The following is a 26,287-nucleotide window of genomic DNA, read 5'->3' as shown; positions in this document are numbered from 1 at the left end:
AGCCCTTACCCGTCAAAGCGGCCAGAAGACAAGGATGGCGGGAACGGAAACTGCAACGATGATGATTTCCAGCGGCAGCCCCATGCGCCAGTAATCTCCGAACCGATAGCCTCCGGGGCCCAGCACCAGCGTATTGTTCTTATGTCCGATCGGAGTCAGGAACGCGGCCGAGGCTGCCACGGCAACCGTCATCAGGAACGGGTCGGGCGAGACTTCAAGCGTGCGCGCCATTTGGATGCCCACGGGGGCGGCGACAATGGCTGTGGCGGTGTTATTCAGCACATCCGACAGGGTCATTGTAACAACCATCAATACCGTCAGGATCGCCCATGCGGGCAGCCCATCTGTCAGTTGCACCAGCGCATTGGCGATCAATTCGGTACCACCTGATGTCTCCAGCGCACTGCCCAGCGGGATCATCGATCCCAGCAGCACAACGACCGGCCATTCGATATGATTATACAGATCGGCAATCGGCAAGATTTTAGTCAGCACATAGGCGACTACGACGAACCCCAGCGCAATCGGCAGGTAGATCAGCCCGACACTTGCGGCCAGCACCGCAGCGACAAACAGCCCGATGGCCAACCAAGCCTTATCATTGGCGGTAACGTTTAGGCCGCGCTCGGCCAACGGCAGGCAGCCCAGCCACTCAGTCACGTCAGCACTGCGGTCACGGGGGCAGAGTAGTAGCAGGATATCGCCCGCTTCCACCTCGGTCTTGCGGACCTGTTCGGTGATGCGGCGACCCTGGCGGGAAATACCCATCAAAACGGTGCTTTGCCGCCAGGCCAGCCCCAACCCTTGCGCGGTTCGGTCGGTGATGCGGGAGCTTTCGGTGGCCACAACCTCGATCACTTCCAACCCGTCACCCTCGGCTGTCAGCAATTCTTGCCTTCGCGTGTCCGAGAAATCGAGGTTCAGCGCCGCGCGAAATTCATCCAGCGCCTCGGGTCGTGCCTCAAGTACCAGCGCGTCCCCCGATTTCAGCGTGGCGTGGGCAGACCGCCCATAGCGCCGCTTGCCATCGCGGATCAGACCAAGGATGGCGACGTCGGCTTTCTCGGCGGCCTCGTACAATTCGCTGACCCGCTTGCCGATATGCGTCGATTCCGGAGGGATAGTCAGTTCAGCGATGTATTCCGCCAACGCTTCGGATGTTTCTTCCTGCGGGCCACGGTTCGGGATCAGCCGCCAGCCGATCAACGATACAAAGGCCAGCCCGGCAATGGCCGCCAGACCGCCGACCGGGGCAAAGTCGAACATCTTGAACGGCTCGCCCAGCGTTTCCTGCCGGATCGAGGCAATGATAATATTCGGGGGCGTGCCGATCAGGGTAGCCATGCCACCCAGAATGGTGGCAAAGCTCAGCGGCATAAGGGTCAAGCCCACCGACCGCCCCGCCTTGCGAGCGGTTTGGATATCGACCGGCATCAGCAGTGCCAGCGCGGCCACGTTGTTCATAAAGGCCGACAGAACAGCTCCGATCCCCCCCATCAGTGCGATATGCGCTCCAAGCCCGCGCGAGGCATCAACTAATGTGCGCGTGATCAGAAACACCGCCCCGGATCGGACCAGCCCTGCTGAGACGACAAGAACCAATGCCACAATAATAGTCGCAGGGTGCCCGAACCCCGCAAAGGCGTCATCGACGGGCACGACGCCCAGCACAACGCCGATCAGTAGCGCCGTAAATGCCACAAGGTCATAGCGGAACCGCCCCCACAGAAGCATTCCAAACACAGTGGCGAAAAGGGCAAAAAGAATAATCTGATCTGTCGTCATGCCGTCACCATACCCGCAGGGGGGCGTCTCGCAAGCCGCTCTCTTGATCCCATGCCTCGCAAACGTCTATATGAGCGCCGAACACGCAATCACTATCACGAGGACGCACCATGGCAGGCCACTCCAAATGGGCCAACATCCAGCACCGCAAGGGACGTCAGGACGCCGCGCGGTCCAAGCTGTTTTCCAAACTGTCGAAAGAAATCACCGTTGCCGCCAAAATGGGCGACCCCGATCCCGATAAGAACCCCCGCCTACGTCTGGCGGTGAAAGAGGCCAAGTCGAACTCGGTCCCCAAGGACGTGATCGACCGCGCGATCAAAAAATCCGTTGCAGGCGAAGGTGACGACTACGAAGAAATCCGGTACGAGGGCTATGGCCCCAACGGCGTTGCTGTGATCGTTGAGACGATGACGGACAACCGCAACCGGACCGCGTCGACCGTGCGTTCGACGTTCTCCAAGAACGGTGGCAATCTGGGCGAGACCGGCTCGGTCGGGTTCATGTTCGAACGCAAGGGTGAGGTCGTTTATCCGGCGACCGCAGGCGACGCTGACGCGCTGTTTGAGGCGGCAATCGAAGCGGGTGCCGAAGATGTCGAAAGCTCGGAAGATGGCCACATCATCTGGTGTGCCGATACCGACCTGAACGAGGTGTCGGGCGCGCTTGAGGCTGCCCTGGGCGAATCTGACTCCACCAAGCTGGTGTGGAAACCCACCACCACGACCGAGCTGGGGCTGGAAGACATGCAAAAGCTGATGAAGCTTGTGGATGCGCTGGAAGATGACGACGACGTCCAGCGCGTAACGACCAACTTCGAAGCGACAGACGAGGTTATGGCGCAGCTTTAAGCGTTCTGAAGTTCTGATGGAAAACCCGGCCTCTGGTCGGGTTTTTTCCTTTGTTGGTTTTGGGTTATTGGCCGGTTGGTCAGAACCCGATAGGCTTTATCCGAATTTCTTTGCCCACACGGCGCATAATCTGATTGAGCGAATGACCGACAGCCCACCCAGCACGCCGAAACGGAATATCCCGGTTCTAACCGGCCAGAGCATTCTGTCTCAGGTCGCGTGGACGCTTGGCAGCCCGTCTATTGTCCTGCCGTTTCTGGCGGTATCGCTGGAATTGCCCATGTTCATCGCAGGCGCGCTGGTGTCTATCCGAATGCTTGGCAGTATGATTTCGGACATTTTTCTAGCGCAGCCTATTTCGGCGCGGCAGCAAAAGAAACACGGAATTGCACTGACCGAGGTTGGGATCGGTGCCTGTCTTGTCATGGCCGTTGTGGTGGCCGCGACCGGGTATGTTCCCGCGATTGCCTTGGCCTTTGTCACGGCATTCTTTGTGATCGGCCTGATCGAAGAGATCCAGTCGCTAATGTTAACGGATCTGATCGGCGACCACGTGCAGTCCAAATCGCGGATGATCATGCATTATCTTCAACTTGGCATCGGCGGGTTAGGGGCCATCGGATTGGCGCTTTTGGTGCATGAAATCACCAAGGAAAACCCGCCGTTTTCGCGGCATTCCGCAGTGATTGCGGTTTCGGTGACTTTTTTCGTTCTGTCAGCGCTGTCTATTCTTGCGATCTCGGAAATCGTGGGAGGAGCCAAGGTCAAGGGTGCGCCGAAACAGGCGCGGAAACGAAAGCTCTCGGAGAATTTCACCGATATAGCCGACATGTTCCACCAGGCTTGGTTCCGACGGTTTCTGATGATGCGTCTGCCCCTGGTCGTGGTGTCCCTGTCGGTGCCGTTCTTTGCCCTAATTGCGGCCGAGGCGCATCATGCCTCGGCCAAGGGGCTGACCGCCATGATCATCTCGTCCGCTTCGGGATATCTGGTTTCGGCACCGCTGTGGCAGTTGGTGAATATGAAATCCCATCGCGCCGTCCTGGTGACCGGAAACCTTATGGTTGCCGTGACTGGTGCCATACTTGTTACGGTGCATTTTCTGGGTGTCGATCATGCAGTGCACCTGCATGCCATTGCCCTGTTCGTCGTGACCGTGGCCGTTACCGGTATAAGCGGAGCCCGGCAGCTGTACTATCTGGATGTGGCCCCCAAGGATCAGCGTGTGAAAGGAGCAGCTGCGATCAAAAGTATTTGCCGGATCACGGCGGTGATCCTGTCGGCGGCCTTGGCAGGTGTCGCGCATATGCACGAGGTCGCCTGGGCAATTGTGTTCATCATTCTGGTCAGCCTGTTCGCTGCCATCACCTGTTACCGTGTGGTCTTGCCCAACGCTAAAAAGGTCACGGCCGCCTGATCCGGACTGTCATGATTGCACAGGAAGAAGCGCTTCTGCCGCAATTCGCTTAACCGCACGGGTCAGTGGCGCCAGTGCGGGCGAAAGAACGCGACCCACCTGCCAAGTCAAGGGCACGTCGAGGGGGGCGTCGGGCAGCAGAGGGCAAAGCCGACCGTCGCTTAGCGCTGGCTGCGCCAGCCCGATCGGGTTCATGCCCCAACCCAGCCCGGCGATAGCCGCGTCCACAAATCCTTGCGGGGAAGGCAGAAAATGTGAAGGCGGAGTAATCCGGCGCCCCAATTGTTCTATAATCCAAGTGCGTTGCAGACCGTCCTTGCGATTAAATGTCAAGCAAGGGGCAAGGGCCAGCGTGCGTTCGTTGACACCCTCCGCAAACCACTGCTGCATGAAGGCCGGACTGCCCGTCGCGATGTAACGCATCACACCCAATGCATAGGTATCGCACCCCGAAACCAGTTGGTCTCCGACAGTAATGGCAGCGCTGACCTCGCCGCGACGCAGCCACTCGGCCGAGTGGTCCTGATCGTCCACCACCAGATCGAACAACAGCCCGTCCACCTGTGCCATGGCGTCGATGAACCAGGCGGCCAGAACGTCAGCTGGCACCGCCACACGGACACGGGCCGGGCCAGTGCCTTGATCCAGCGTCAGTTCGCGGGCCAGCTTGGCTTCCAGCAATCTGATATCTTCGGCATGTTGGGCGATACGCAGCCCGGCTGGCGTGCCGGTGCAGGGCGGTCCGCGATTGATCAACGCCGCGCCCACGCGATCCTCCAGTGCCTTGATCCGCTGAGAAATGGCCGAAGGCGTCACCGCAAGTTCCGCCGCAGCGGCATCAAAGCTGCCATGCCGCAGGATCGACGATAAAGCCGACAGGTGATTGGGATCCAGCAGCATTAGCCAAACTTAACTAAGGTCAACATCTTTAATTTGATAGGGTGCGCCGACATCCGTAGTCAATGCCTCAGAACACAGGAGGTTTCATGTCTACATCCCTGATCGCCGGTTTTGCCCTGGGCTTCAGCCTGATCCTGGCCATTGGTGCACAGAACGCATTTGTTCTGCGTCAGGGGCTGCGGCGCGAGCATGTGTTCCCTTTGGTCCTGACCTGCGCGGTGTCGGATGCCATCCTGATTGCTGCGGGTGTTGCAGGGTTCGGTGCGCTGGCAGCAGCGGCGCCGTGGTTTGAAACCGTCATGAGGTACGGAGGGGCCATTTTTCTGACGTGGTACGGGCTGCGCAGCTTGCAATCTGCGTGGCAGGGTGGGGCGGCGATGGATGTGTCCAAAGGCCAACGCGCCAGCCTGCGATCTGTGTTGCTGACCGTGCTGGCATTTACCTGGCTGAACCCGCATGTCTATCTGGATACGGTTGTGCTGATCGGGTCGATCTCGGCCCAGTATGATGACCGTTTGGCCTTTGCCAGTGGGGCGATGCTGTCAAGTTTCGTGTTCTTCTTTTCGCTCGGCTATGGATCGCGGGTGCTGTCCCCGATTTTCGCCCGACCTCGCGCTTGGCAGATTCTGGATGTTGTCATCGGCATCGTAATGCTGGGCATTGCACTAAAACTTGTTGTCATGTGAAGGGTTGTGCCTGCGCTGGTTTCAGTGTTCAGGTTTCGGCATGACAACCTCTGCCGCCTCATACCGGCCCCTAGCGGGCATGTTCTGGATGTTTGCCGCCGGGCTGTCCTTTGTCGTAATGACGGCCCTGGTCAAATCGCTGGGAACGACCATGAGCCCGATTCAGGCGGCCTTCATACGTTACGCTCTGGGGTTGGTGTTTTTGCTGCCGGCCCTGCGTTCGATCCTGTCGACCCATCTGACGAGGCGGCATCTGACCTTGTTCGGGCTGCGAGGCATCATTCACGCCTTTGCGGTGATGCTGTGGTTCTACGCAATGACCCAAATTCCCTTGGCCGAGGTCACCGCAATGAACTACATGACTCCGGTCTATGTCACATTGGGCGCTGCTCTGTTTTTGGGTGAGCCGCTGGCCTTTCGCCGGATCGCGGCGATTCTGGTAGCGCTGGTCGGCGTGGCGATCATCCTGCGCCCTGGTTTCCGAGAGGTGTCGACCGGTCATCTGGCGATGCTGGGAACGGCATTGCTGCTTGGCGGCTCCTATTTGCTGGCCAAACTGCTGGTACGTGACATTCCTCCGGCCGTGGTCGTGGCCCATTTGTCGATCTGGGTGACGCTGGCGCTGATTCCCTTTGCCATTGCGGTCTGGCAGCCACCCAGCCTGCGTGACATTGGGGTGTTGTTTCTGGTCGCCTGCTTTGCCACAGCAGGGCATTATTTCATGACGTTGGCCCTACAGGCCGCTCCGGTAGCGGTCACGCAGCCGGTGACCTTCCTGCAATTGATTTGGGCCACGCTGCTGGGCGCGCTGGTCTTTCACGAAAGTGTTGACATCTGGGTCGTTGCCGGGGGTACGCTGATCCTGTCCGCCGTCAGCTTTATCGCCTGGCGCGAAGCTGTTCTGAACCGCAGCAACCTGACCACGCCCAGTATAGCCCCAAAACTCTAGCGGGTTTCAGCGTGCGAAAATGGTTATTGATTGACGAGTCAATAAAAACACCGTAGCGTTTTCCTTACCAATTGTAGGGAGGGGAGAGCTATGCCGAAAGTCGGAATGGAGCCAATCCGCCGTGATGCAATCGTCCGGGCGACGATTGCCGAGCTTGGATCCAAGAAATCCCTCGATGTGACCGTCAGCCAGATTGCGAAACGGGCCGGAATGTCCAGCGCCCTTGCGCATCACTATTTTGGCGGCAAGGATCAGATCTTTCTGGCGGCGATGCGGCGCATCTTGTCCGATTTCGGTGCCGAAGCACGCAATGAGCTTAAGGTCGCCGCGCCGCAGGAGCGGGCGCAGGCGATCATTCGGGCCAGCTTTGCACCTTCGTGCTTTACGCCTGACGTCATCGCTGCATGGATGACGTTCTACGTTCTGGCCCAGACGAACGATGACGCGCTGCGCCTATGGCAAATTTATCAGGCGCGCGTCCGATCCAATCTGATTGATGCCCTTCGCTCGCTGGTAAGCGATCCGGTCGAGACTGCCGAGAACATGATCGCCTTGATTGACGGACTGTATATTCGCGCAGCACTAAGCGCCCCTGAAGAACCGCAACTGGCCGTGAACCACGCGATGCGTGTCCTGAACACTCTGCTCGAGGCTGAAAAATGACAAAACCGAACATTCTGATCCTGATGGTGGATCAGCTCAACGGGACCCTCTTTCCGGACGGTCCCGCAGACTGGCTGCATGCACCCAATCTGAAGAAACTGGCGGAACGGTCGACCCGGTTCGCCAATGCCTACACGGCCTCGCCGCTTTGCGCGCCGGGACGCGCCAGCTTTATGTCTGGCCAGTTGCCCTCACGTACTGGCGTCTATGACAACGCGGCTGAGTTCCGCAGCGACATTCCTACCTACGCGCACCACCTGCGCCGTGCGGGGTATTACACCTGCCTGTCCGGCAAGATGCATTTCGTTGGCCCCGATCAGTTGCACGGGTTCGAGGATCGCCTGACCACCGACATCTATCCGGCCGATTTCGGCTGGACGCCCGATTATCGCAAACCGGGTGAGCGCATTGATTGGTGGTATCACAACATGGGCTCGGTGACGGGCGCGGGCGTGGCTGAGATTTCCAACCAAATGGAATACGACGACGAGGTCGCCTATAACGCCAAGACCAAGCTGTATGATCTGGCGCGTGGGAAGGATGACCGCCCCTGGTGCGTAACCGTCAGCTTTACCCACCCGCATGACCCCTATGTCGCGCGCCGGAAATACTGGGACCTCTACGAGGATTGCGAGCATCTGCTGCCCGAAGTCTCGGACCTTGGCTATGACAACCAGGACCCGCATTCCAAACGGATTTTCGACGCCAATGATTGGCGTAGCTTCGACATCACCGAAGAGGATATCCGCAAATCGCGCCGTGCCTATTTCGCCAATATTTCGTATCTGGACGACAAGATAGGCGAGATACTTGAAGTGCTGGAAAGCACGCGGCAAGAGGCGATCATCCTGTTTGTTTCGGACCACGGCGATATGTTGGGTGAGCGCGGATTGTGGTTCAAAATGACCTTCTTCGAAGGCTCGTCACGCGTACCGTTGTTGATTTCCGCTCCTGATCTGCCTGCCGGCCGGATCGACACGCCGGTCTCGACAATCGACGTCACGCCGACACTGGGCGCGTTGGCGGGTGTGGATATGGCCGAGATCGAACCGTGGACCGATGGGGAAGACCTCGTTCCGCTCGCCAAGGGGGCTGAACGTACTGCGCCCGTTGCGATGGAATACGCGGCTGAGGCGTCGTACGCCCCGCTGGTTTCGCTGCGCTACGGTAAGTGGAAATACAACCGCTGTGCGCTGGACCCGGACCAGCTGTTCGATCTTGAGGCTGACCCGCACGAACAGGCCAATCTGGCCGAAGATCCGGCGCATGCCGGAACGCTGGAAACGCTGCGCGCCAAGTCCGAAGCCCGCTGGGATCTGGATCAGTTCGACGCGGATGTCCGCGCCAGCCAGGCCCGCCGCTGGGTGGTATACGAGGCACTGCGGCAGGGTGGCTATTATCCGTGGGATTATCAGCCGCTGCAGAAGGCGTCGGAACGCTACATGCGCAATCACATGGATCTGAACGTCGTTGAGGAAAACGCCCGTTTTCCGCGTGGCGAATAGACTTATCAACCTAATCGAAGACACCCCGCCGAAAATGCAAACTTAGTTCGGCGGGGTATGGAGACCTAATAATGGAAGCAGATTTCGTCATCGTTGGCGCAGGTTCCGCAGGATGCGCGATGGCTTATCGCCTGAGCGAGGCAGGGGCCTCGGTTTTGGTGATCGAACATGGCGGCACCGATGCGGGGCCGTTCATCCAGATGCCGGCGGCGCTGAGCTATCCGATGAACATGTCGCGCTATGACTGGGGTTATCAGTCCGAGCCTGAACCGCATCTGAAAAACCGCCGTCTGGCTTGCCCGCGCGGCAAGGTGATTGGTGGGTCATCTTCGATCAACGGGATGGTTTATGTACGCGGTCACGCGCGCGACTTTGACACCTGGGCCGAGATGGGCGCTGACGGCTGGTCCTATTCGGACGTGCTGCCCTATTACAAACGGATGGAGACCTGGCACGATGGTGGCCACGGTGGCGATCCTGCGTGGCGGGGGAAAGACGGACCGCTGCATGTGTCTCGTGGCCCGCGTGAGAACCCTCTGTTCCAGGCCTTTGTCGATGCTGGGCAACAAGCAGGTTATGAAGTCACCGGAGACTATAACGGTGAAAAGCAGGAAGGCTTCGGCCCGATGGAGCAGACCGTCTGGAAAGGACGGCGCTGGTCGGCGGCGAATGCGTATCTGAAGCCCGCGCTCAAGCGTGAGAACTGCGATATCGTCCGAGGGCTTGCCGCGCGTGTGGTCATGGAAAATGGCCGTGCAACCGGGGTTGAATTGGTGCGGGGTGGCAAGAAGGAAATCATCCGCGCCCGGCGCGAGGTGGTTCTGGCCGCGTCCTCGATCAACTCGCCCAAGCTGCTGATGTTATCGGGCATCGGTCCGGCGGATCATCTAGCCGAGCATGGAATCGAAGTCGTTGCAGACCGCCCCGGAGTGGGTGCGAACCTGCAGGATCATCTGGAGCTGTATATCCAGCAGGCCTCGCTGCAGCCGATCACGCTGTACAAGCACTGGAACCTGTTCAGCAAGGGCCTGATCGGGGCACAGTGGCTGTTCACCAAAACCGGCCTTGGCGCGTCGAACCAGTTCGAAAGTGCGGCCTTTATCCGCTCGAATCCGGGTGTGGAATACCCGGATATACAGTATCACTTCCTGCCCATTGCCGTGCGGTATGACGGGCAGGCGGCGGCTGAGGGGCATGGATTCCAGGCGCATGTGGGGCCTATGCGCTCGCCCTCGCGTGGGGCGGTCACGTTGCGCTCGAACAAGCCCGAGGATGCGCCCGTGATCCGGTTCAACTACATGAGCCACGAAAAGGATTGGGAGGATTTCCGAAAATGCATTCGCCTGACTCGCGAGATTTTCGGACAAGACGCGTTCAAACCCTATTCGGGCAAAGAAATCCAACCGGGTGCCGATGTGCAGACCGACGAGGAATTGAACGGGTTCATCGCCGAACATGCCGAAAGTGCTTACCACCCTTGCGGTACCTGTCGTATGGGCCGGGCCGACGACAAAAACGCAGTGGTCGATCCGGAAGGTCGCGTGATCGGTGTGGACGGGTTGCGCGTGGCCGACAGCTCAATCTTTCCGCAGATCACCAACGGCAACCTCAACGCCCCATCGATCATGGTGGGTGAGAAAGTGTCGGATCACCTGCTGGGCAAAGAGGCGCTGCCAAAGGCCAATGACCGCCCGTGGATTCACCCGGCATGGGCCACGGCACAGCGGTGATTTGATCCGCGTCAAAGCAGGGTGTGGGAAAGGCATATAGACCTGAATCGCAACGATTTAATTTCAGGAGCGAACAGGAATGTCCCACACCCCGCATGAACTGGCCGAAGAGTTTCCGGACAAGGTCGAGCTGATGAGCCAGCTCAAACAATCGGATGCGCATTTTGCCCGACTGGCGGATGAGTATCACGAGATCAATCGCATCGTGCATCGGGCTGAAACCAATATCGAACCGATGGAGGATCTAACCGAGGGCGAGATGCGCAAGAAACGCGCGGCGCTCAAGGATGAGATCTGGGCGATCTTGTCAAAAGCCTGAAGCCATAGGGCGGGGGCGCTGCCCCCGTCGCGGCAGGCCGCGACTCCCCGAAGTTTTTCAGGTCAGGTGACTTTGTAGGGCAAGGTGCCGCGGGTATGCGCGTCAATAGACAGACGGCGTTCCAGCGGCGGCACCGAGCGTTGGTGGCAGGTTTGCCGCTCGCAGATGCGACAGGAAATGCCAATCGGTTCGTAAGCGCTGGCGTTGTTGATATCGAGATTGTCAGCATAGACCAATGCCTCGGCATGGCGGATTTCACATCCCAGGGCGATGGCATAGCGGCGCACCGGCGCGCCGTAGGAACCGCCCGATTTCGAAACATCCCGCGCCAGTGAGATATAGCGCACACCATCCGGTGTTTCCGCCAGTTGCCGTAGGAAATGGCCGGGCGTTTCAAAGGCGCGGTGGACATTCCACAACGGGCAGGCGCCGCCGAACCGGGCGAATTGCAGACGGGTGGCCGAGTGACGTTTTGTGATCGTGCCAGCCTGATCGACACGGACGAAAAAAAACGGGATGCCCTTGGCGCCGGGGCGTTGCATCGTGGAAAGCCGATGTGCCACTTGTTCAATCGACGCGCCAAATCGGTTGCTGAGCAGTTCCAGATCGTGTCGATACTCCTGCGCCGCGGTCAGAAAGGCGTCGTAAGGCATCAGCGAGGCCCCTGCGAAATAGTTGGCCAGACCGATCTTGGCGATGGCGCGGGCCTCTTCGCTTTGGAACTTGGCAAAGTCCAGCGTGGCTTCGAGCAATTTGTCCTGATTTATGAGCGCCACCTGCAGCAGCAATTGAAAAACTTGTGTCTGCGGTGCGGTCCGTGACGAAAGCTGCAGTGTTTTGCTGTCAGCGTCATATTTTCGCGTTTCGGGGATGTCGACAAATTGGACCCGAATGTCGCGTTCACCAAGGTTGTTGATCGCTTCACTCCGGACGCCTCCGGCCTCGTCGGCGCGGGTCGAAAAACGCTCTGCAGCGCGGTCGACCGCATCGATGTAGTTGTCGCAGTAGTGGAAGAAGTCGCGCACCTCTTCCCAAGGGCTGGCCTGAATTTGCGCGTCCTCGCGGCCCAATGCTTCGTCCAGCGAAGCGAGCCGTTCATGGGTTTGGCGATACGTTCGATGCAACGCGATGAACGCACGGGCCAGCGCAGGAGCATTCGAGGCCGTCAGGCGAAGATCGGCCAGCGGTGGCATGGCGTCGTCGAATACCGGATCGGCCAGCGCCTCACGCATGTCCGAAACCAGACGTTCGCTGTCGCCTGTACTCAACTCGGTCACATCCATGCCGAACTCTTGCGCCAGCGCCAGAACAACGGTGGTCGAGATCGGCCGGTTATTGTTCTCCATCTGGTTCAGGTAAGGTAGGGAAACGCCTAATTTCGTGGCGAATTCCTTTTGCGTTAGGGTCAGGCGCGTGCGCATTTCGCGCAGTTTTGCCCCGGCATATAGCTTTTGGGTGGCCATGGTGTGCCTTTGCAACTTTTCTATTGTCGCAAGCTAACTTTGCAAACTGGTGGGCGCAAGCCGTGTTACAGGCCCAGTTGCCTTTCGCGTCGGATGACTGACATGATCGCGCAGATCGCCAGCGCCGATGTCGCCAGCATCAGCCACAACAGCGGCATAGCGCCGGTTTCATGGGTCAGCAACGCTCCGGCCAGAGCACTCAGACCGGCGCCACCGCCCAACATGATCGCACCGCTTAAGCCGGATGCGGTGGCGGCCAAATGCGGGCGTACTGACAGGGCACCCGAGGTGGCGTTGGGGATGGTCATACCGTTTCCGAGGCCCACAAAGGTCATGAGGCCAAAGAAACTAAGTGCGCTGCCAAGACCTGCCAGAAACAAGATTGCCGAAAAGGCAACACCCATCGCGTTTAGCCAACACCCCCAATAAACCATTCGGTTCACGCCGAACCTGACCGAATACCGACCGCTGAGAAAATTGCCGACAAAATACCCGACAGCAGGCGCGCCGAAATAGATGCCGACCTGCGCAGCGGTAAGTCCGAACAATTCAGTGCCAATGAAGGGGGCGCCGCCCAAATAAGCAAAAAACGCACCCGAAGACAGGGCGGAGGACAAGGAATACCCCCAAAATCGAGGTGAGCGCAGTAATTCTGGATATTCCCGGAATTGCTGTATCAGCGTTTTACCGCTTTTGGCGGAAGTTTCGCCGAAATCAACGAAGGTCAGTGCCAGTGTCATAGCGCCCAAGCCAAACGGCAGCCAGAAATTGGCTTTCCACCCAAAGCTTTCTTCTAGCAGGCCGCCTATGGCAGGGCCGATCATCGGCACGATGGCCATGCCCATAGTCACATAGCCTATCATCGAGGCCGCCTTATCCTGATCATACAGGTCCCGGACTGCCGCGCGGCTGAGTACCATGCCGACCACCACAACGGCCTGGCACATTCGGAAAGCCAGAAAAACCTCGATCGTTGGGGCATAGATGCAACCCAGCGTGGCAATCAGGAACAGCGACAACCCCCAAATCAATACGGGCCGTCGTCCTGCTTTGTCCGCAATCGGTCCGATCAGGACTTGAAGTACTGCATTGATCAGCAAGTACAACGCAATAGACAGCTGCATGACCTTGTAGTCAGCTTGAAAATGCAGCGCCATATTCGGAAGGCTGGGCAAGAACAGGTTAAGGCTGAGGGCGGACAGCCCCGACAGTAAAACCAGCGTGAAAATGGTGGGTGGCGACCGACGGGCCACAGGTGAACTGAACTGCATGGTTCACAGGTATAATGAGGGTTTCACGGAAAGCCATCCATGACCGCGTTTCAATGTGAAACTTAGCAAGTTTACAGTATTCAGTAACTTAGTATTCAAAGATTTGCAAATTTGCCGAAAGATGCTTTGGCTTTGATGGGTCTACGTATAGTGTCGCGCCAAATTTCACAGGGAATTAGCGCCATGAAAGACATCCTGACTGAGCTTGAAGACCGTCGCAACAACGCCCGTCTTGGAGGTGGGCAAAAGCGCATCGACGCGCAGCACGGCCGTGGCAAGTTGACTGCACGCGAGCGGATCGAACTGCTGGTGGATGAGGGCAGTTTCGAAGAGTTCGACATGTTCGTCAGCCATCGTTGCACCGATTTCGGGATGGAAAATCAAAAGCCTGCGGGCGATGGCGTGGTGACTGGCTGGGGCACGATCAATGGCCGGATGGTCTATGTGTTCAGTCAGGACTTCACTGTGTTTGGTGGCTCGCTGTCGGAAACCCATGCGCAGAAGATTTGCAAGATCATGGATATGGCGATCCAGAACGGCGCACCTGTGATTGGAATCAACGACTCAGGCGGTGCACGAATCCAGGAAGGCGTGGCTTCGCTGGCCGGTTATGCTGAGGTGTTCCAGCGCAATATCATGGCTTCGGGCGTCGTGCCGCAAATCAGCGTGATCATGGGGCCGTGCGCGGGCGGGGCGGTTTACAGCCCGGCTATGACCGATTTTATCTTCATGGTCAAAGACACGTCATACATGTTCGTGACCGGCCCCGACGTTGTGAAAACCGTCACCAATGAGGTTGTCACCGCCGAAGAACTGGGCGGGGCGTCGACCCACACCAAAAAATCCTCGGTCGCGGATGGCGCGTTCGAGAATGACGTTGAGGCACTGGCTGAGGTGCGCCGTCTGGTCGATTTCCTGCCGCTGAACAACCAAGAAAAACCCCCGGTGCGACCGTTCTTTGATAGCCCCGAGCGGGTTGAAAGTTCGTTGGACACTCTGATCCCGGACAACCCCAACACGCCCTACGATATGAAAGAGTTGATCACCAAGGTGGCTGATGAGGGCGATTTTTACGAAATCCAGGAAGACTATGCCAAGAACATCATCACCGGCTTTATCCGGTTAGAAGGGCAGACGGTTGGCATCGTGGCCAATCAGCCGATGGTTCTGGCCGGGTGCCTGGACATCGACAGCTCGCGCAAGGCGGCGCGGTTCGTTCGCTTTTGCGACTGTTTCGAAATCCCGATCCTGACATTTGTGGATGTTCCGGGCTTCCTGCCAGGCACTTCGCAGGAATATGGCGGTGTGATTAAGCACGGCGCCAAGCTGCTGTTCGCCTATGGCGAGGCGACGGTTCCAAAGGTCACCGTGATTACCCGTAAAGCCTATGGCGGTGCTTATGACGTTATGGCGTCAAAGCACCTGCGCGGCGATTTCAACTATGCCTGGCCTACTGCCGAGATCGCGGTGATGGGTGCAAAGGGTGCGACCGAGATCATCCACCGTGCCGATCTGGGCGATGCCGAAAAGATCGCGCAGCACACGCAGGATTATGAAGACCGCTTTGCCAATCCCTTTGTCGCGGCTGAACGCGGCTTCATCGACGAGGTGATCATGCCGCAATCCACCCGCCGTCGTGTGTCACGTGCGTTTGCCAGCCTGCGAAACAAGCAGCTGAAAAACCCGTGGAAAAAGCACGACAACATTCCGCTGTAAGAAGGAAGAACTGAATGGCTTGCCCCTCTGCGGGCAGACCATTCAAGGGAGCCAGCCGGTATATTTGACTTTGAGGCCAAAGCTGCTAAATGACACGTCTTACCAGATACAAACACGCGCTGGCCGAAAGCCATGCGCGCGCGATCCCGGAGAGAGGAGCCCACCTGTGGGTCTGGGGTCGCGCTTTTGTACTGGCCGTTCTGTCGTGGTCGTCGCCTGCATTCGCCCAATCCGATAACCTGCTGCCAGTCCCCTCGGGCCAGCCCGTGCATCTGAGCGATGTGCTGCTGGACAACAATCCGGGTGAGCTGTGGGTTAGGTTCCGCTTTATTGCGCCCAAGATAGGGTCGACCGTTGGGCGCATAGGGTATGATGTGGCTTCGGCCGATATGGAGCATCTGTGCCAAACCCTCGCAGTGGCCTATGTCGCGAAATACGAGCTCGATCCGGCGCGGGTCGTGATCTCGCTGTCTGATCGGCCTATTGAATTCGGACGATCTGCGCCTGACGCAACTCAGTTCTTTGAAGCCTACCGGTTGGAGCAATCCCAATGTATCTGGGAGGGGCTCTGACCATGAAACCCCGTTTTCACCACGTCCGAGCGTTTCTGAACACCAAAGCGGCTTTGGAGGTGCGCGAAATGACCCCGTTTGCACTCGGGTACGAGATTGCTTTCCCGATTTTGTCTAACAAAGAGGTGCAAGCATGCTAAAGCACCGTGGATTCCCCGGGCGTCTGCCCGGAACAGATTTTCAGTTCACCATTCGACGCGCCAATCCCAAAGGCGTAACGCCAATCACACGGCGCGAGCGGTTCCGTGATCGTAAGCCGGCCGACCGCCGCGCGGACGCAGCGTTCATGGAGGCGTTGTGGCAGAATTTCGGAGATCAGCCTTTCGAGCGTGGTAATTTAGACGCCGGCCGCTTGAGCTGGTTGTTCGAACGCGAGGTTGTCGCGGCCGAAGACCCGTTTGATCCGGTCAGTTATTACGCGCTTCTGGTGATTGACGTGGATGCGGCGCGGATGTCGTTCCCCGATATTTTCGACGGGGTGCGTTGATCCGTGCAACCTGCTGCCGCACATATCCAATCGGGTGAAACTTTGGAAAAAACCCTGCCCGGGACCGGGCAGGGTGGTGTTATGTGTTTAGAAGTTCAGCTGGGCCGCGACCTGTACACGATCGCCATCAAACGTCCGACCTGTGCTTGCGTCATTCCGCTCGCCAAAGATGTATTCGGCGCTGAACGTCAGGTTTTCAGTAGCCTGGTAGAAAGCGTTGACGTGGACCGTTTCAAGTTCGGTGAAGGCCAGCGTACCGGTCGAGGTAGGCAGGTCATAGTCTTCCTTACCGTATGCGACACCGACGTTCCATTTTTCACCCAGCTGCTGGCGCAGCTCAATGGTATAGCCGTCGACGTCGTTGGCCTCACCACCGACCACGGGGTCACCCAGACCGATCAGGTAAGGACCCAGAGCCTCGCCGGTGGTGTAGTTGACCTGGAACAGGCCGCCTTCCCAGAGTTTGGCAGATCCGGACAAAGTAAGACCAGTCTGGTCAACCTCAACTCCGCCGCCTTCTGCCTTGCCGTACAGGAGTGCTGCACGTGCGATAAACCTGCCGTCATTGTATTCGGCCGAGGCGGTCAGCACCGGATCATCCGAGTTCGACCCGCTGACGTTCTCTTCGACCGAGAGCGCGAAGGATGTCTTGGTACCGAAGTCATTCGTGTACCGGACCTGTGGCACACGCGCAAAGGCAATGCCGACCGGACCATTGAATTCTACCGAGACAGGGTAGGTATCCAGCGGCTGGAAGTTGGTCCAGTATTGACCAATGAGCCAGTTGTCTCCGATACGGATATTGGCGTGGCGCAGGCGGAGTTCGGCGGTGCCGTTCGAGGCAAACAAATCGAGCTCCAACTGACCGCCAATTTCACCAATCCCGCTAGGAGTAGAGGTCAACAATCCGATCCGCGACTGACGGAGGGTCGAACCGAATGTGCCGCTGGTGGCGGCCGAAGGCTCACCAATGACGTTCACGAATGCCGTGTCGCCTTGATCAAAGTCGAAGTCATAAAAGAAGTCGGCTTTGATGTAACCATAGACGTCCAGGGCGGTGTCACCGATCCGAAATTCGCCGGGTGTAGAGCCTGGTCCAACGGACTCCAGTGCTTCGATCCGGGCGCGCAGTGCGTCCAGTTCGGCCTGGGTTTCAGCATCCTGAGCAAAAGCCAGCGATCCGGTCATGGTGAGAGCAGAGGCAGCAAGCAGGAATGCCGTTTTTCTCTTTATAATCATATGGGTGTTCCCTTGTGTGCGAGTGTGCACGAGCAAAGTTTCACGCAAACGTCAGCTGGGGAAATCACGAGAACGGTAGAAAAAGCTCCGTTTTTCTCAAGCAATTTTGTTCAAAATGGTTGGATTTTACACGCCAAGGTGAACAGATCAGTTAACCATCCGTTCGTGAATACTTTTTCATACAAGGCCAACCGATCGGATCGTGATGATGCAAGTGCAGAAAGCTGCGCAGAGACTGAGATTTGTAACGAAAGTGTGACGGTGTCAGAGGGGGATATCTCTCTGTTCGCACTACCGGATGTCGGCACGTTTCTGCGCGGGGTTTCGCCTTATGGGCGATTTCCAGCCGGAATCTTGGCTGGAAACAATACTTTGTTTGCGGCCTCATTGGCGCCGTGCAATGTGAACGGGCCGTGCGGCTCTACTTTGCCTGCGCCGCACAAGCACCTACTATTCCGTACCCCTTCCTTCCGCGGGCAGGTTTGTGAAACCCACAAAATCCTGCCCGCGTTTTTCTTTGCGCATAGTGCAAGCGTAAGGCGGCATAAATCTGCGCAAAATTCCGAATTATATCGCTTGTTATTGAATAACAGCGCTTGGTTCCCGCATCTGCGTCCCAATGCATCAAGAAACCTAAAGGGGCAGAACACATGCGATTCTCAAAATTCTACTTGGTCGTCGCGACCTGCGCGGGTCTTGCGGCCTGCGGTGACTCGACCGGTGAACAGGCGCTACTTGGCGGCGGCGCGGGGGCCGTTGGCGCAGCCGTCGTCAGTGCCGACCCGCTGCTTGGCGCCGTCGTCGGGGCTGCAGGCAACGTGCTTTACTGCAAAACGCAGAAGAACTGTTACTAACGTAAAACTCGGGGCGTCCGTCGCCCCGTTCGTCATCGCGCATCACGCCGTCGCAGGGTTTACGCCCCGCGGCGGCGTTTTGCGTTTCCAGAACATCAAGACAAAGGACGTTCCATGTTCAACAAGATCCTGATCGCCAACCGGGGTGAGATCGCCTGCCGGGTCATCAAGACTGCACGCAAGATGGGTATCGGCACGGTCGCCATATACTCGGACGCGGACAGGCAAGCGTTGCATGTGTCGATGGCGGATGAGGCCGTTCATATCGGCCCGCCGCCTGCGAACCAGTCCTATATCGTGATCGACAAGGTTATGGACGCCATCCGCCAAAGCGGTGCGCAGGCGGTTCATCCCGGTTATGGCTTCCTGTCGGAAAACGCCAAATTCGCCGAGGCGCTGGAAGCCGAAGGCGTCGCCTTTGTCGGCCCCCCGGTTGGTGCGATTGAAAGCATGGGGGACAAGATCACCTCGAAGAAAATCGCTCAGGACGCGGGCGTGTCGACTGTCCCTGGTTACATGGGGCTGATCGAAGACGCGGATGAGGCGGTGAAGATCTCGAACGACATCGGCTATCCGGTCATGATCAAGGCCAGCGCCGGTGGCGGTGGTAAAGGCATGCGGATCGCGTGGAACGACGAAGAAGCGCGCGAAGGCTTTCAATCCTCCAAGAACGAGGCAGCGAACTCGTTTGGTGACGACCGGATTTTCATCGAGAAATTTGTGACCCAGCCGCGCCATATCGAAATTCAAGTGTTGTGCGACAGCCACGGCAACGGGATATACTTGGGTGAACGCGAATGCTCGATCCAGCGCCGGAACCAGAAAGTGGTGGAAGAAGCTCCGTCGCCCTTCCTTGATCCTGAAACTCGCAAGGCGATGGGTGAACAGGCTGTCGCCCTGGCAAAGGCTGTGAGCTACGCCAGCGCGGGTACGGTGGAATTCATCGTGGATGGCGAGAAGAATTTCTACTTCCTCGAAATGAACACGCGCCTGCAGGTGGAGCACCCAGTAACCGAGCTGATTACCGGCGTCGATCTGGTCGAGCAGATGATCCGTGTTGCGGCGGGTGAGCCCCTGTCGATCACGCAGGACGATGTGACCTTGACCGGTTGGGCCATCGAAAACCGTCTTTATGCCGAGGATCCGTATCGCAACTTCCTGCCGTCGATTGGCCGTCTGACCCGCTATCGCCCGCCGCAGGAAACCGCCGCCGGTCCAATGTTGGACAATGGCAAGTGGCAAGGCGACGCGTCCAATGGCGAAGCTGCCGTGCGCAACGATACCGGTGTCTATGAGGGCGGCGAAATCAGCATGTACTACGACCCGATGATCGCCAAGCTGTGCACCTGGGCTCCGACCCGTGAAGCCGCGATTGAAGCCATGCGAGTGGCGCTGGACAGTTTCGAGGTCGAAGGCATCGGCCACAACCTGCCGTTCCTGTCCGCCGTGATGGATCATCCAAAATTTGTCAGCGGTGACATGACAACTGCCTTCATCGCCGAAGAATATCCCGACGGGTTCGAAGGTGTAACGTTGCCCGAGGCTGACCTGCGTCGTATCGCGGCATCCTGCGCGGCGATGCACCGTGTTGCCGAGATTCGCCGCACCCGTGTTTCGGGCCGTATGGACAATCACGAGCGCAAGGTCGGAACCGATTGGGTTGTCACTCTGCAAGGTCAGGATTTCGAGGTTGCCATTGATGCGGATCACGATGGCTCAACGGTAACCTTCGTGGATGGTACGGTGATGCGAGTTGCATCGGATTGGACACCGGGCGATCAGCTTGCATTACTGGACGTCGACGGCAGCCCGCTTGTACTGAAGGTGGGAAAAATCTCAGGCGGTTTCCGTATCCGAAATCGCGGTGCTGACCTGAAGGTTCATGTCCGCACGCCGCGTCAGGCGGAACTGGCCAAGCTGATGCCCGAGAAACTGCCGCCCGACACTTCGAAAATGCTGCTCTGCCCGATGCCCGGCTTGATCGTAAAGATCGACGTCGAAGTGGGGCAAGAGGTGCAGGAAGGTCAGGCTCTGTGCACGGTCGAAGCGATGAAGATGGAAAACATTCTACGCGCCGAGAAAAAAGGCGTGGTCGCCAAGGTCAACGCGGGCCCCGGCGACAGCCTTGCCGTGGACGATGTGATCATCGAGTTCGAGTGATCATGACTGCGCGTTTGCCACATATCCAAGCGGGTCCGGCGTTCTGTGTCGGATCCTTCGGGCGTGGCGAACGCGTTCAGCCGCCTTGCCGCCGCTCGCGAATCTCGCGTTCGCGCAGGGGAGTTTTGTCGATGGATCGACCGATTTCACGCACGCTCCAAGGGGACGGTTTGCGCAGTTTGACCACACCGTCCTTGTCGACGAACACCATTTGGAATCCACGCGGCCGCAGCTGCGAACGGATCGGGGACTGGGCCGACGGGTCAGTGTCAGTCAGCACGATCACGTCCCGGTCACGCATCGCCGCTTCGCCTTCGACCAGCATGTCGATCTGTTGTTGGAACCGCGGGTCGGCGGGCGTGTCAGCAAAGACGACGATGGGCCGGTTGACCCAAAGAAACTCACTGAGATCGCTATCACCAGTGGGGCGAACAAATTCGTCTTCCGCCGGAGCAGATCCGTCCGCGGCCAAGGCGACCAGCGGGAATAGTGCCGAGAAAACAAGGGCAAGCGTTCGTGTCATAGGGCCTCCTGTTGAATTGAATATAGCCCCTGCGACGATGAATGCGACCGGCGAATTGCATCAAAGGTTCAAAATTTTGCGTTTTACGCTGCCTAAGCCGACCCGTCCGAACACAACCACGCGCAGGCCAAGCCCCAGCGCGACCCGAATTGAGAAAAGGATATCGCTATGACCGATACGAAAGACTGGCAGGCGCTGGCTGAAAAAGAGCTGCGCGGCCGCCCGTTGCAAGACCTGACCAAGGAAACGTTGGAAGGCATCGACGTCAAACCGCTCTATACGCAGGATGACACTGCCGATCTGCCGCATATGGGGTCGTTGCCTGGGTTCGGTCCGTTTACGCGCGGGGTGAAGGCAACGATGTATGCGGGGCGGCCGTGGACGATCCGCCAGTATGCGGGGTTCTCGACTGCCGAGGAATCCAACGCCTTCTACCGCCGTAATCTGGCCGCAGGTCAGCAGGGCGTCTCGGTTGCTTTCGATCTGGCGACGCACCGCGGCTATGACAGTGACCATCCGCGCGTGGTTGGTGACGTCGGCAAGGCTGGTGTGGCCATCGACAGTGTGGAAGATATGAAAATCCTGTTCGACGGTATCCCGTTGGACAAGGTCTCGGTCTCCATGACGATGAACGGGGCGGTGATCCCGATCCTGGCCAGCTTTATCGTCGCGGGCGAAGAGCAGGGGCACGACAAGTCGGTCCTGTCGGGCACCATTCAGAACGATATTCTGAAAGAATTCATGGTGCGTAATACTTATATCTATCCGCCGAACCCGTCGATGAAGATCATCTCGGATATCATCGAATTTACGTCGAACGAGATGCCCAAGTTCAATTCGATCTCGATCTCGGGCTATCACATGCAAGAGGCCGGGGCGAACCTTGTCCAGGAACTCGCCTATACTCTAGCTGACGGGCGTGAATATGTACGCGCCGCGACGCAGGCTGGGATGGACGTGGACAAATTTGCGGGCCGTCTGTCCTTCTTCTTTGCCATTGGCATGAACTTCTTCATGGAAATCGCCAAACTGCGCGCCGCACGCACCTTGTGGCATCGGGTGATGACCGAGTTTGGTGCCAAGTCCGAGCGGTCTAAAATGCTGCGGACTCACTGTCAAACGTCGGGCGTGTCGCTTCAGGAACAGGACCCTTATAACAACGTGATCCGCACCGCCTATGAGGCGATGAGCGCGGTTCTGGGTGGCACCCAGTCGCTGCACACCAACGCGTTGGACGAGGCGATTGCGCTGCCGACTGACTTCTCGGCCCGCATCGCGCGTAACACTCAGTTGGTGCTGCAGGAAGAGACCGGCGTGACCGATGTGGTCGATCCGCTGGCTGGTTCCTACTACGTCGAAAGCCTGACCAATGAACTGGTCGAAAAGGCCTGGGCGCTGATGGAAGAAGTCGAGGAGATGGGCGGCATGACCAAGGCGGTGGCCTCGGGCATGCCCAAGCTGCGCATCGAAGAAAGCGCCGCACGCCGTCAGGCCATGATCGACCGGGGCGACGAGGTGATCGTCGGCGTCAACAAGTACCGCAAGGAACAGGAAGACCCTATCGACATTCTGGACGTCGACAACGTTGCCGTGCGCGAAGCGCAGGTCGCAAGGCTGGAACGCATTCGTGCCACCCGTGACGAGGCCGCGTGCCAGGTTGCGCTAGACGCGCTGACCAAGACCGCCCGCGAGGGTGGAAACCTGCTGGCTGCCGCGGTCGAGGCCGCCCGCGCCCGCGCTTCCGTAGGAGAGATCAGCATGGCAATGGAGAAAGAATTCGGTCGTCACCGCGCCGAAGTAAAAACGCTGGCCGGTGTCTATGGCGCTGCTTACGAAGGCGATGAAGGTTTCGCCGCCATTCAGAAATCCATCGAGGAATTCGCCGAGGCCGAAGGCCGTCGCCCCCGCCTACTAGTGGTCAAGATGGGGCAGGACGGACATGACAGGGGCGCTAAAGTCATCGCCACGGCCTTCGCCGATATTGGGTTTGACGTGGACGTTGGCCCCTTGTTCCAGACACCTGCTGAAGCGGCACAGGATGCAGTGGACAACGATGTGCATGTGGTTGGCATCTCGTCGCAGGCCGCAGGGCACAAGACGTTGGCCCCGCAACTGGTCGAAGAGCTCAAAAAAGCCGGAGCCGAGGATATTATTGTGATCTGCGGCGGCGTGATCCCGCAGCAGGACTATCAGTTCCTTTATGATCATGGCGTGAAGGCGATTTTTGGTCCGGGTACCAATATCCCCGAGGCCGCGCAGGACATCCTGCGTCTGATCGGCGAGGCAAAAGGCTGACATCGATCAAGGTTTTTCTCCAAAAAACCTTGTGATTCATCTGCGTAGACGAAAACATGCGACCAGATCCATTAGGGTCTGGTCGTTTTTGTTGGAGAGCGCACGTGTTACTGGATCATCTGGCCGTTGCGGGCGAGACGTTGGAAGAAGCCTCGGCCCATATCGAACAAGCATTGGGAATGCCTCTGCAAGCGGGTGGCAAGCATGACGCTTTCGGCACGCATAATCGACTTCTGGGGCTGCGCGATGGGCTGTATCTGGAGGCTATATCAATTGACCCAGAGGCCCCAAAGATAGAACGAACGCGGTGGTTCGATCTGGATCGTTTCACTGGTCAGCCACGCCTGACCAACTGGATATGCCGGGTCTCGGATATTCAGGCTGCGCTGTCCATCTTTCCCGATGGTGTGGGGCAGCCCATCGATCTGGCTCGCGGCGCGCTGAGGTGGCAAATGGCAGTCCCGCCCAATGGACGGTTGCCATTCGACAACCTGTTGCCGGCGCTTATACAATGGCACGGCGACCTGCATCCGGCGCGGATGCTGCAGGACAGCGGATGTCGGTTGAAACGTTTGGTGGTCTTTCACCCTGATGCTCTGGATTTGGCTAGGTTGCTGGGAAATCTGGACACCGTGGCGTTCGATACTGGCCCGGCCGCGTTGCGGGCCGAGTTTGAAACGCCTCATGGCCCGCGCGTGTTGGAATGAAAATACGTCGGGCACAGATCTCGGACGCCGCTGCAATTGCAGAAATTACTAACACGATCATACGCGATACGCTTGTCACCTTCACCACGGATGAACGCAGCGTCGAAAGCATCTCAGAGGATGTCGCGTCCCGGGGACGCGCCTATTTGGTGGCCGAAGAGAACGGACAAGTGTTGGGATTCGCCACCTATGGCCCTTTCCGCTCTGGACCGGGTTACGCGCAGTGCCGAGAGCTTACGATTCAATTGGCCCCTAAAGCACGGGGGCAGAGCGTTGGACGCGCCTTAATGTCGGCGCTTGAGGTTGCAGCCCGAACTGATGGCGTGCACGTGCTGGTCGCCGGAATTTCCTCGGCCAATTCGGGTGCGGTCGCATTCCACGCGGCATTGGGGTTTGTGCAGGTCGGCTGCATGCCCGAGGTCGGGACCAAATGGGGCAAACGGCTGGATCTTGTGCTGATGCAGAAAATTATTTCTACGGATTGATCTGTCGCACCTGACAGTTGCAATTTCCGGCGCTAGGGTGCGAGCATGTCGATCTGGACCCGTATATCCGACGCGCTAAGTGCGCTTGCCCAAGGCGAAAGCCTGACGGACGTATTTGAAAAACTGCGCACGCCGCCCGAACGTTCGGTCGCGTTTGCGATTGCCGTGATCGCGCTGGGCGCGAAGATGGCGAAGGCTGACGGGCAGGTAACGCGGGATGAGGTCACGGCTTTCCGCGATGTCTTCCAGATTGCCCGCGATGATGAGGCCGGCGCCGCCCGCGTGTTCGACATGGCCCGGACGGACGTTGCCGGCTATCAGGATTATGCCCGCAAGATCGCTCGCATGTTTGCCGATGACAGCACCACCCTATGCGACTTGATGGAGGGGTTGTTTCACATCGCCATGGCCGACGGGTTTTATCACCCGAACGAGAACGAGTTTCTGGAACAGGTCAGTCGTATTTTCGGCCAGACAGATGCTCAGTTCATGGCCTTGCGCGCGCGGTTTGTCCCCGACGCGCCCAATGACCCTTACACCGTTTTGGGTGTGCCGCATGACATGCCGTTGCCCGATATCCGTAAGGTTTGGCGAAAACTTGTGCGTGAAACCCATCCCGACGCGATGATGGCCCGGGGCGTGCCCGAGGAAGCCATTCGTCTGGCCGAGAAGAAGATGATCGACATCAATCGCGCCTGGGATGAGATCAACGGCGCACGTGCCTAAGCGAATGCGGTTGGCGACCTACAACATCGAATGGTTCGCCAACTTGTTTGATCGCAACGACAATCTGGTCTTCAATGACCGGTGGTCAGGCCGTCACAATGTCACCAAGGCACAACAGGTCGAGGCCATAGCCAAGGTTCTGACGGCAATCGACGCGGATGCTATTCTGATCGTCGAGGCTCCCAATTCCGGAAAATCACAAGACACCATCCGCGCATTGCAGAACTTTGCCGAGGCGTTTGACCTGCGTACCTCGCGCGCGGTGATGGGGTTTGCCAATGATACCCATCAGGAACTCGCTCTGCTTTATGATCCGAATGTGCTGCAAGCGCGGCACGATCCGATTGCGGGCAACGAGACAGCCCCTCGGTTCGATAGTGTTTTCCATATCGACCTCGACATCGACGCGACCGAGGATCACGTGCGCTTTTCCAAGCCTCCGATGGAACTGGCGGTGCAGACCCAGTCCGGCGCGCAGCTCTGCTTGATCGGGGCGCATCTAAAGTCAAAGGCTCCGCACGGGGCTGGATCGCGGGATGAGGCGATCCGAATCTCGATCGCGAACCGCCGCAAACAATTGGCGCAGGCTGTGTGGCTGTCCCGGCGCGTCAAAGCGCATATCGCAGCCGAAGAGCAGGTTATCTTGCTGGGTGATCTGAATGATGGGCCAGGGCTGGATGAGTTCGAAAATCTGTTTGGACGATCCTCGGTTGAGATTTTGCTGCAGGCCGGATTGTTTGACCCACACGCCGCAGTGGCGGATCCGGAGCCGTCAACCGCCCGGTTTGCGCGGGAGGGCGGGGAGTACCTTGAGGCGCTGCTGGACTACATCATGGTCAGTGAAAACCTGCGTGCCAAACATCCGGCGTGGCGAATCTGGCATCCGTTCAAAGACGCAGGCTGTCGCGCGTCGCCAGACTTACATCAGGCTTTGCTGACCGCGTCCGACCACTTCCCCGTTACACTGGATATTGCGTTGTGACC

General features: G+C 58.2%; 25 protein-coding genes. 19 read left to right on the top strand and 6 right to left on the bottom strand.

Annotated features, from left to right (window positions below):
• Positions 1-12: 12 nt before the first annotated feature.
• Entirely contained in the window at positions 13-1,785 is a 1,773-nt protein-coding gene (locus ACR0DT_RS07765) for an SLC13 family permease (RefSeq protein ID WP_480710157.1), read from the bottom strand.
• Between the two features lie 110 nt (positions 1,786-1,895).
• On the opposite strand from ACR0DT_RS07765, the gene ACR0DT_RS07760 reads away from it, so the two are divergent.
• The gene (locus ACR0DT_RS07760) at positions 1,896-2,636 is read left to right on the top strand and encodes a YebC/PmpR family DNA-binding transcriptional regulator (RefSeq protein ID WP_480710156.1); all 741 of its coding nucleotides are present in this window, start codon (positions 1,896-1,898) and stop codon (positions 2,634-2,636) included.
• A gap of 16 nt (positions 2,637-2,652) precedes the next feature.
• Positions 2,653-4,053 (top strand): permease, encoded by a 1,401-nt coding sequence (locus ACR0DT_RS07755; protein WP_480710155.1) that lies wholly within the window; start codon positions 2,653-2,655, stop codon positions 4,051-4,053.
• Positions 4,054-4,062: 9 nt separating this feature from the next.
• Here ACR0DT_RS07755 and ACR0DT_RS07750 read toward each other — a convergent pair whose 3' ends face one another.
• The gene (locus tag ACR0DT_RS07750) at positions 4,063-4,953 is read right to left on the bottom strand and encodes a LysR family transcriptional regulator ArgP (RefSeq protein WP_480710154.1); all 891 of its coding nucleotides are present in this window, start codon (positions 4,951-4,953) and stop codon (positions 4,063-4,065) included.
• 86 nt (positions 4,954-5,039) lie between these two features.
• On the opposite strand from ACR0DT_RS07750, the gene ACR0DT_RS07745 reads away from it, so the two are divergent.
• The 6 genes from ACR0DT_RS07745 to ACR0DT_RS07720 all read left to right on the top strand — a co-directional run bounded on the left by ACR0DT_RS07745 (position 5,040) and on the right by ACR0DT_RS07720 (position 10,805).
• Positions 5,040-5,639: a LysE/ArgO family amino acid transporter gene (locus tag ACR0DT_RS07745; protein WP_058280165.1), complete on the top strand. Its 600-nt coding sequence runs from the start codon at positions 5,040-5,042 to the stop codon at positions 5,637-5,639.
• Positions 5,640-5,679: 40 nt separating this feature from the next.
• Complete coding sequence (locus tag ACR0DT_RS07740) at positions 5,680-6,588, top strand: DMT family transporter (RefSeq protein ID WP_480710153.1); 909 nt, start codon at positions 5,680-5,682, stop codon at positions 6,586-6,588.
• A gap of 90 nt (positions 6,589-6,678) precedes the next feature.
• The gene (gene betI / locus ACR0DT_RS07735; RefSeq protein WP_480710152.1) at positions 6,679-7,251 is read left to right on the top strand and encodes a choline-binding transcriptional repressor BetI; all 573 of its coding nucleotides are present in this window, start codon (positions 6,679-6,681) and stop codon (positions 7,249-7,251) included.
• Positions 7,248-8,756, top strand: a complete 1,509-nt coding sequence (betC, locus tag ACR0DT_RS07730) for a choline-sulfatase (protein WP_480710151.1) — start codon at positions 7,248-7,250, stop codon at positions 8,754-8,756. Before betI ends, betC begins: the two co-directional genes overlap by 4 nt.
• Before the next feature lie 71 nt (positions 8,757-8,827).
• Entirely contained in the window at positions 8,828-10,486 is a 1,659-nt protein-coding gene (gene betA / locus ACR0DT_RS07725) for a choline dehydrogenase (protein ID WP_480710150.1), read from the top strand.
• A gap of 79 nt (positions 10,487-10,565) precedes the next feature.
• Entirely contained in the window at positions 10,566-10,805 is a 240-nt protein-coding gene (locus ACR0DT_RS07720) for an HP1242/YdcH family protein (RefSeq protein WP_480710149.1), read from the top strand.
• A gap of 62 nt (positions 10,806-10,867) precedes the next feature.
• On the opposite strand, the gene ACR0DT_RS07715 is transcribed toward ACR0DT_RS07720, so the two are convergent.
• Together ACR0DT_RS07715 and ACR0DT_RS07710 are read right to left on the bottom strand one after the other, a co-directional pair.
• Positions 10,868-12,268, bottom strand: coding sequence for a helix-turn-helix domain-containing protein (locus ACR0DT_RS07715; RefSeq protein ID WP_480710148.1), 1,401 nt, complete (start codon positions 12,266-12,268; stop codon positions 10,868-10,870).
• 65 nt (positions 12,269-12,333) lie between these two features.
• The gene (locus ACR0DT_RS07710; RefSeq protein ID WP_480710147.1) at positions 12,334-13,539 is read right to left on the bottom strand and encodes a multidrug effflux MFS transporter; all 1,206 of its coding nucleotides are present in this window, start codon (positions 13,537-13,539) and stop codon (positions 12,334-12,336) included.
• A 183-nt stretch (positions 13,540-13,722) separates the two neighbouring features.
• On the opposite strand from ACR0DT_RS07710, the gene ACR0DT_RS07705 reads away from it, so the two are divergent.
• From ACR0DT_RS07705 to ACR0DT_RS07690, 4 genes are all read left to right on the top strand, one after another.
• Positions 13,723-15,255: an acyl-CoA carboxylase subunit beta gene (locus ACR0DT_RS07705; RefSeq protein WP_480710146.1), complete on the top strand. Its 1,533-nt coding sequence runs from the start codon at positions 13,723-13,725 to the stop codon at positions 15,253-15,255.
• 89 nt (positions 15,256-15,344) lie between these two features.
• Positions 15,345-15,827 carry a DUF6497 family protein gene (locus tag ACR0DT_RS07700; RefSeq protein WP_480710145.1) on the top strand — a complete coding sequence of 161 codons (483 nt, stop codon included), beginning with the start codon at positions 15,345-15,347 and terminating at the stop codon, positions 15,825-15,827.
• Between the two features lie 2 nt (positions 15,828-15,829).
• Positions 15,830-15,967 carry a hypothetical protein gene (locus ACR0DT_RS07695; protein WP_480710144.1) on the top strand — a complete coding sequence of 46 codons (138 nt, stop codon included), beginning with the start codon at positions 15,830-15,832 and terminating at the stop codon, positions 15,965-15,967.
• Positions 15,961-16,314 carry a hypothetical protein gene (locus ACR0DT_RS07690; RefSeq protein ID WP_480710143.1) on the top strand — a complete coding sequence of 118 codons (354 nt, stop codon included), beginning with the start codon at positions 15,961-15,963 and terminating at the stop codon, positions 16,312-16,314. Before ACR0DT_RS07695 ends, ACR0DT_RS07690 begins: the two co-directional genes overlap by 7 nt.
• Before the next feature lie 87 nt (positions 16,315-16,401).
• Here the strand turns inward: ACR0DT_RS07690 and ACR0DT_RS07685 are convergent, their stop codons facing one another.
• Positions 16,402-17,553 carry a DcaP family trimeric outer membrane transporter gene (locus tag ACR0DT_RS07685; protein WP_480710142.1) on the bottom strand — a complete coding sequence of 384 codons (1,152 nt, stop codon included), beginning with the start codon at positions 17,551-17,553 and terminating at the stop codon, positions 16,402-16,404.
• A gap of 650 nt (positions 17,554-18,203) precedes the next feature.
• Between ACR0DT_RS07685 and ACR0DT_RS07680 the strand changes: the two genes are divergently transcribed.
• Together ACR0DT_RS07680 and ACR0DT_RS07675 are read left to right on the top strand one after the other, a co-directional pair.
• Complete coding sequence (locus tag ACR0DT_RS07680) at positions 18,204-18,407, top strand: hypothetical protein (RefSeq protein ID WP_480710141.1); 204 nt, start codon at positions 18,204-18,206, stop codon at positions 18,405-18,407.
• A gap of 114 nt (positions 18,408-18,521) precedes the next feature.
• Positions 18,522-20,567: an acetyl-CoA carboxylase biotin carboxylase subunit gene (locus ACR0DT_RS07675; protein WP_480710140.1), complete on the top strand. Its 2,046-nt coding sequence runs from the start codon at positions 18,522-18,524 to the stop codon at positions 20,565-20,567.
• A 76-nt stretch (positions 20,568-20,643) separates the two neighbouring features.
• On the opposite strand, the gene ACR0DT_RS07670 is transcribed toward ACR0DT_RS07675, so the two are convergent.
• Positions 20,644-21,090 carry a DUF4174 domain-containing protein gene (locus tag ACR0DT_RS07670; RefSeq protein ID WP_480710139.1) on the bottom strand — a complete coding sequence of 149 codons (447 nt, stop codon included), beginning with the start codon at positions 21,088-21,090 and terminating at the stop codon, positions 20,644-20,646.
• Between the two features lie 168 nt (positions 21,091-21,258).
• Between ACR0DT_RS07670 and scpA the strand changes: the two genes are divergently transcribed.
• The 5 genes from scpA (at position 21,259) to ACR0DT_RS07645 (ending at position 26,285) form a co-directional block, all read left to right on the top strand.
• Positions 21,259-23,385, top strand: a complete 2,127-nt coding sequence (scpA, locus tag ACR0DT_RS07665) for a methylmalonyl-CoA mutase (protein WP_480710138.1) — start codon at positions 21,259-21,261, stop codon at positions 23,383-23,385.
• 104 nt (positions 23,386-23,489) lie between these two features.
• Positions 23,490-24,092 (top strand): VOC family protein, encoded by a 603-nt coding sequence (locus tag ACR0DT_RS07660; protein WP_480710137.1) that lies wholly within the window; start codon positions 23,490-23,492, stop codon positions 24,090-24,092.
• Positions 24,089-24,577: an N-acetyltransferase family protein gene (locus tag ACR0DT_RS07655; protein WP_480710136.1), complete on the top strand. Its 489-nt coding sequence runs from the start codon at positions 24,089-24,091 to the stop codon at positions 24,575-24,577. The genes ACR0DT_RS07660 and ACR0DT_RS07655 overlap by 4 nt, the downstream gene beginning before the upstream one ends.
• A gap of 45 nt (positions 24,578-24,622) precedes the next feature.
• The gene (locus tag ACR0DT_RS07650) at positions 24,623-25,303 is read left to right on the top strand and encodes a TerB family tellurite resistance protein (protein WP_480710135.1); all 681 of its coding nucleotides are present in this window, start codon (positions 24,623-24,625) and stop codon (positions 25,301-25,303) included.
• A gap of 4 nt (positions 25,304-25,307) precedes the next feature.
• Positions 25,308-26,285 (top strand): endonuclease/exonuclease/phosphatase family protein, encoded by a 978-nt coding sequence (locus tag ACR0DT_RS07645; protein ID WP_480710134.1) that lies wholly within the window; start codon positions 25,308-25,310, stop codon positions 26,283-26,285.
• Positions 26,286-26,287 lie beyond the last annotated feature (2 nt).

The organism is Ruegeria sp. BI11 (genome assembly GCF_056538005.1).
The sequence above is the reverse complement of the archived record's forward strand: the minus strand, read 5'-3'. Positions and strand labels throughout refer to the sequence as shown.

Bases quoted from the DNA above. Each gene is read 5' to 3' on its own strand.
- ACR0DT_RS07645 (WP_480710134.1), top strand. From the start codon at position 25,308: ATGCGGTTGGCGACCTACAACATCGAATGGTTCGCCAACTTGTTTGAT.
- betI (WP_480710152.1), top strand. From the start codon at position 6,679: ATGCCGAAAGTCGGAATGGAGCCAATCCGCCGTGATGCAATCGTCCGG.
- ACR0DT_RS07680 (WP_480710141.1), top strand. From the start codon at position 18,204: ATGCGATTCTCAAAATTCTACTTGGTCGTCGCGACCTGCGCGGGTCTT.
- ACR0DT_RS07685 (WP_480710142.1), bottom strand. From the start codon at position 17,553: ATGATTATAAAGAGAAAAACGGCATTCCTGCTTGCTGCCTCTGCTCTC.
- betA (WP_480710150.1), top strand. From the start codon at position 8,828: ATGGAAGCAGATTTCGTCATCGTTGGCGCAGGTTCCGCAGGATGCGCG.
- ACR0DT_RS07700 (WP_480710145.1), top strand. From the start codon at position 15,345: ATGACACGTCTTACCAGATACAAACACGCGCTGGCCGAAAGCCATGCG.
- betC (WP_480710151.1), top strand. From the start codon at position 7,248: ATGACAAAACCGAACATTCTGATCCTGATGGTGGATCAGCTCAACGGG.
- ACR0DT_RS07670 (WP_480710139.1), bottom strand. From the start codon at position 21,090: ATGACACGAACGCTTGCCCTTGTTTTCTCGGCACTATTCCCGCTGGTC.
- ACR0DT_RS07745 (WP_058280165.1), top strand. From the start codon at position 5,040: ATGTCTACATCCCTGATCGCCGGTTTTGCCCTGGGCTTCAGCCTGATC.
- ACR0DT_RS07740 (WP_480710153.1), top strand. From the start codon at position 5,680: ATGACAACCTCTGCCGCCTCATACCGGCCCCTAGCGGGCATGTTCTGG.
- scpA (WP_480710138.1), top strand. From the start codon at position 21,259: ATGACCGATACGAAAGACTGGCAGGCGCTGGCTGAAAAAGAGCTGCGC.
- ACR0DT_RS07760 (WP_480710156.1), top strand. From the start codon at position 1,896: ATGGCAGGCCACTCCAAATGGGCCAACATCCAGCACCGCAAGGGACGT.
- ACR0DT_RS07755 (WP_480710155.1), top strand. From the start codon at position 2,653: ATGGAAAACCCGGCCTCTGGTCGGGTTTTTTCCTTTGTTGGTTTTGGG.
- ACR0DT_RS07695 (WP_480710144.1), top strand. From the start codon at position 15,830: ATGAAACCCCGTTTTCACCACGTCCGAGCGTTTCTGAACACCAAAGCG.
- ACR0DT_RS07655 (WP_480710136.1), top strand. From the start codon at position 24,089: ATGAAAATACGTCGGGCACAGATCTCGGACGCCGCTGCAATTGCAGAA.
- ACR0DT_RS07710 (WP_480710147.1), bottom strand. From the start codon at position 13,539: ATGCAGTTCAGTTCACCTGTGGCCCGTCGGTCGCCACCCACCATTTTC.
- ACR0DT_RS07705 (WP_480710146.1), top strand. From the start codon at position 13,723: ATGAAAGACATCCTGACTGAGCTTGAAGACCGTCGCAACAACGCCCGT.
- ACR0DT_RS07690 (WP_480710143.1), top strand. From the start codon at position 15,961: ATGCTAAAGCACCGTGGATTCCCCGGGCGTCTGCCCGGAACAGATTTT.
- ACR0DT_RS07650 (WP_480710135.1), top strand. From the start codon at position 24,623: ATGTCGATCTGGACCCGTATATCCGACGCGCTAAGTGCGCTTGCCCAA.
- ACR0DT_RS07720 (WP_480710149.1), top strand. From the start codon at position 10,566: ATGTCCCACACCCCGCATGAACTGGCCGAAGAGTTTCCGGACAAGGTC.
- ACR0DT_RS07765 (WP_480710157.1), bottom strand. From the start codon at position 1,785: ATGACGACAGATCAGATTATTCTTTTTGCCCTTTTCGCCACTGTGTTT.
- ACR0DT_RS07750 (WP_480710154.1), bottom strand. From the start codon at position 4,953: ATGCTGCTGGATCCCAATCACCTGTCGGCTTTATCGTCGATCCTGCGG.
- ACR0DT_RS07675 (WP_480710140.1), top strand. From the start codon at position 18,522: ATGTTCAACAAGATCCTGATCGCCAACCGGGGTGAGATCGCCTGCCGG.
- ACR0DT_RS07715 (WP_480710148.1), bottom strand. From the start codon at position 12,268: ATGGCCACCCAAAAGCTATATGCCGGGGCAAAACTGCGCGAAATGCGC.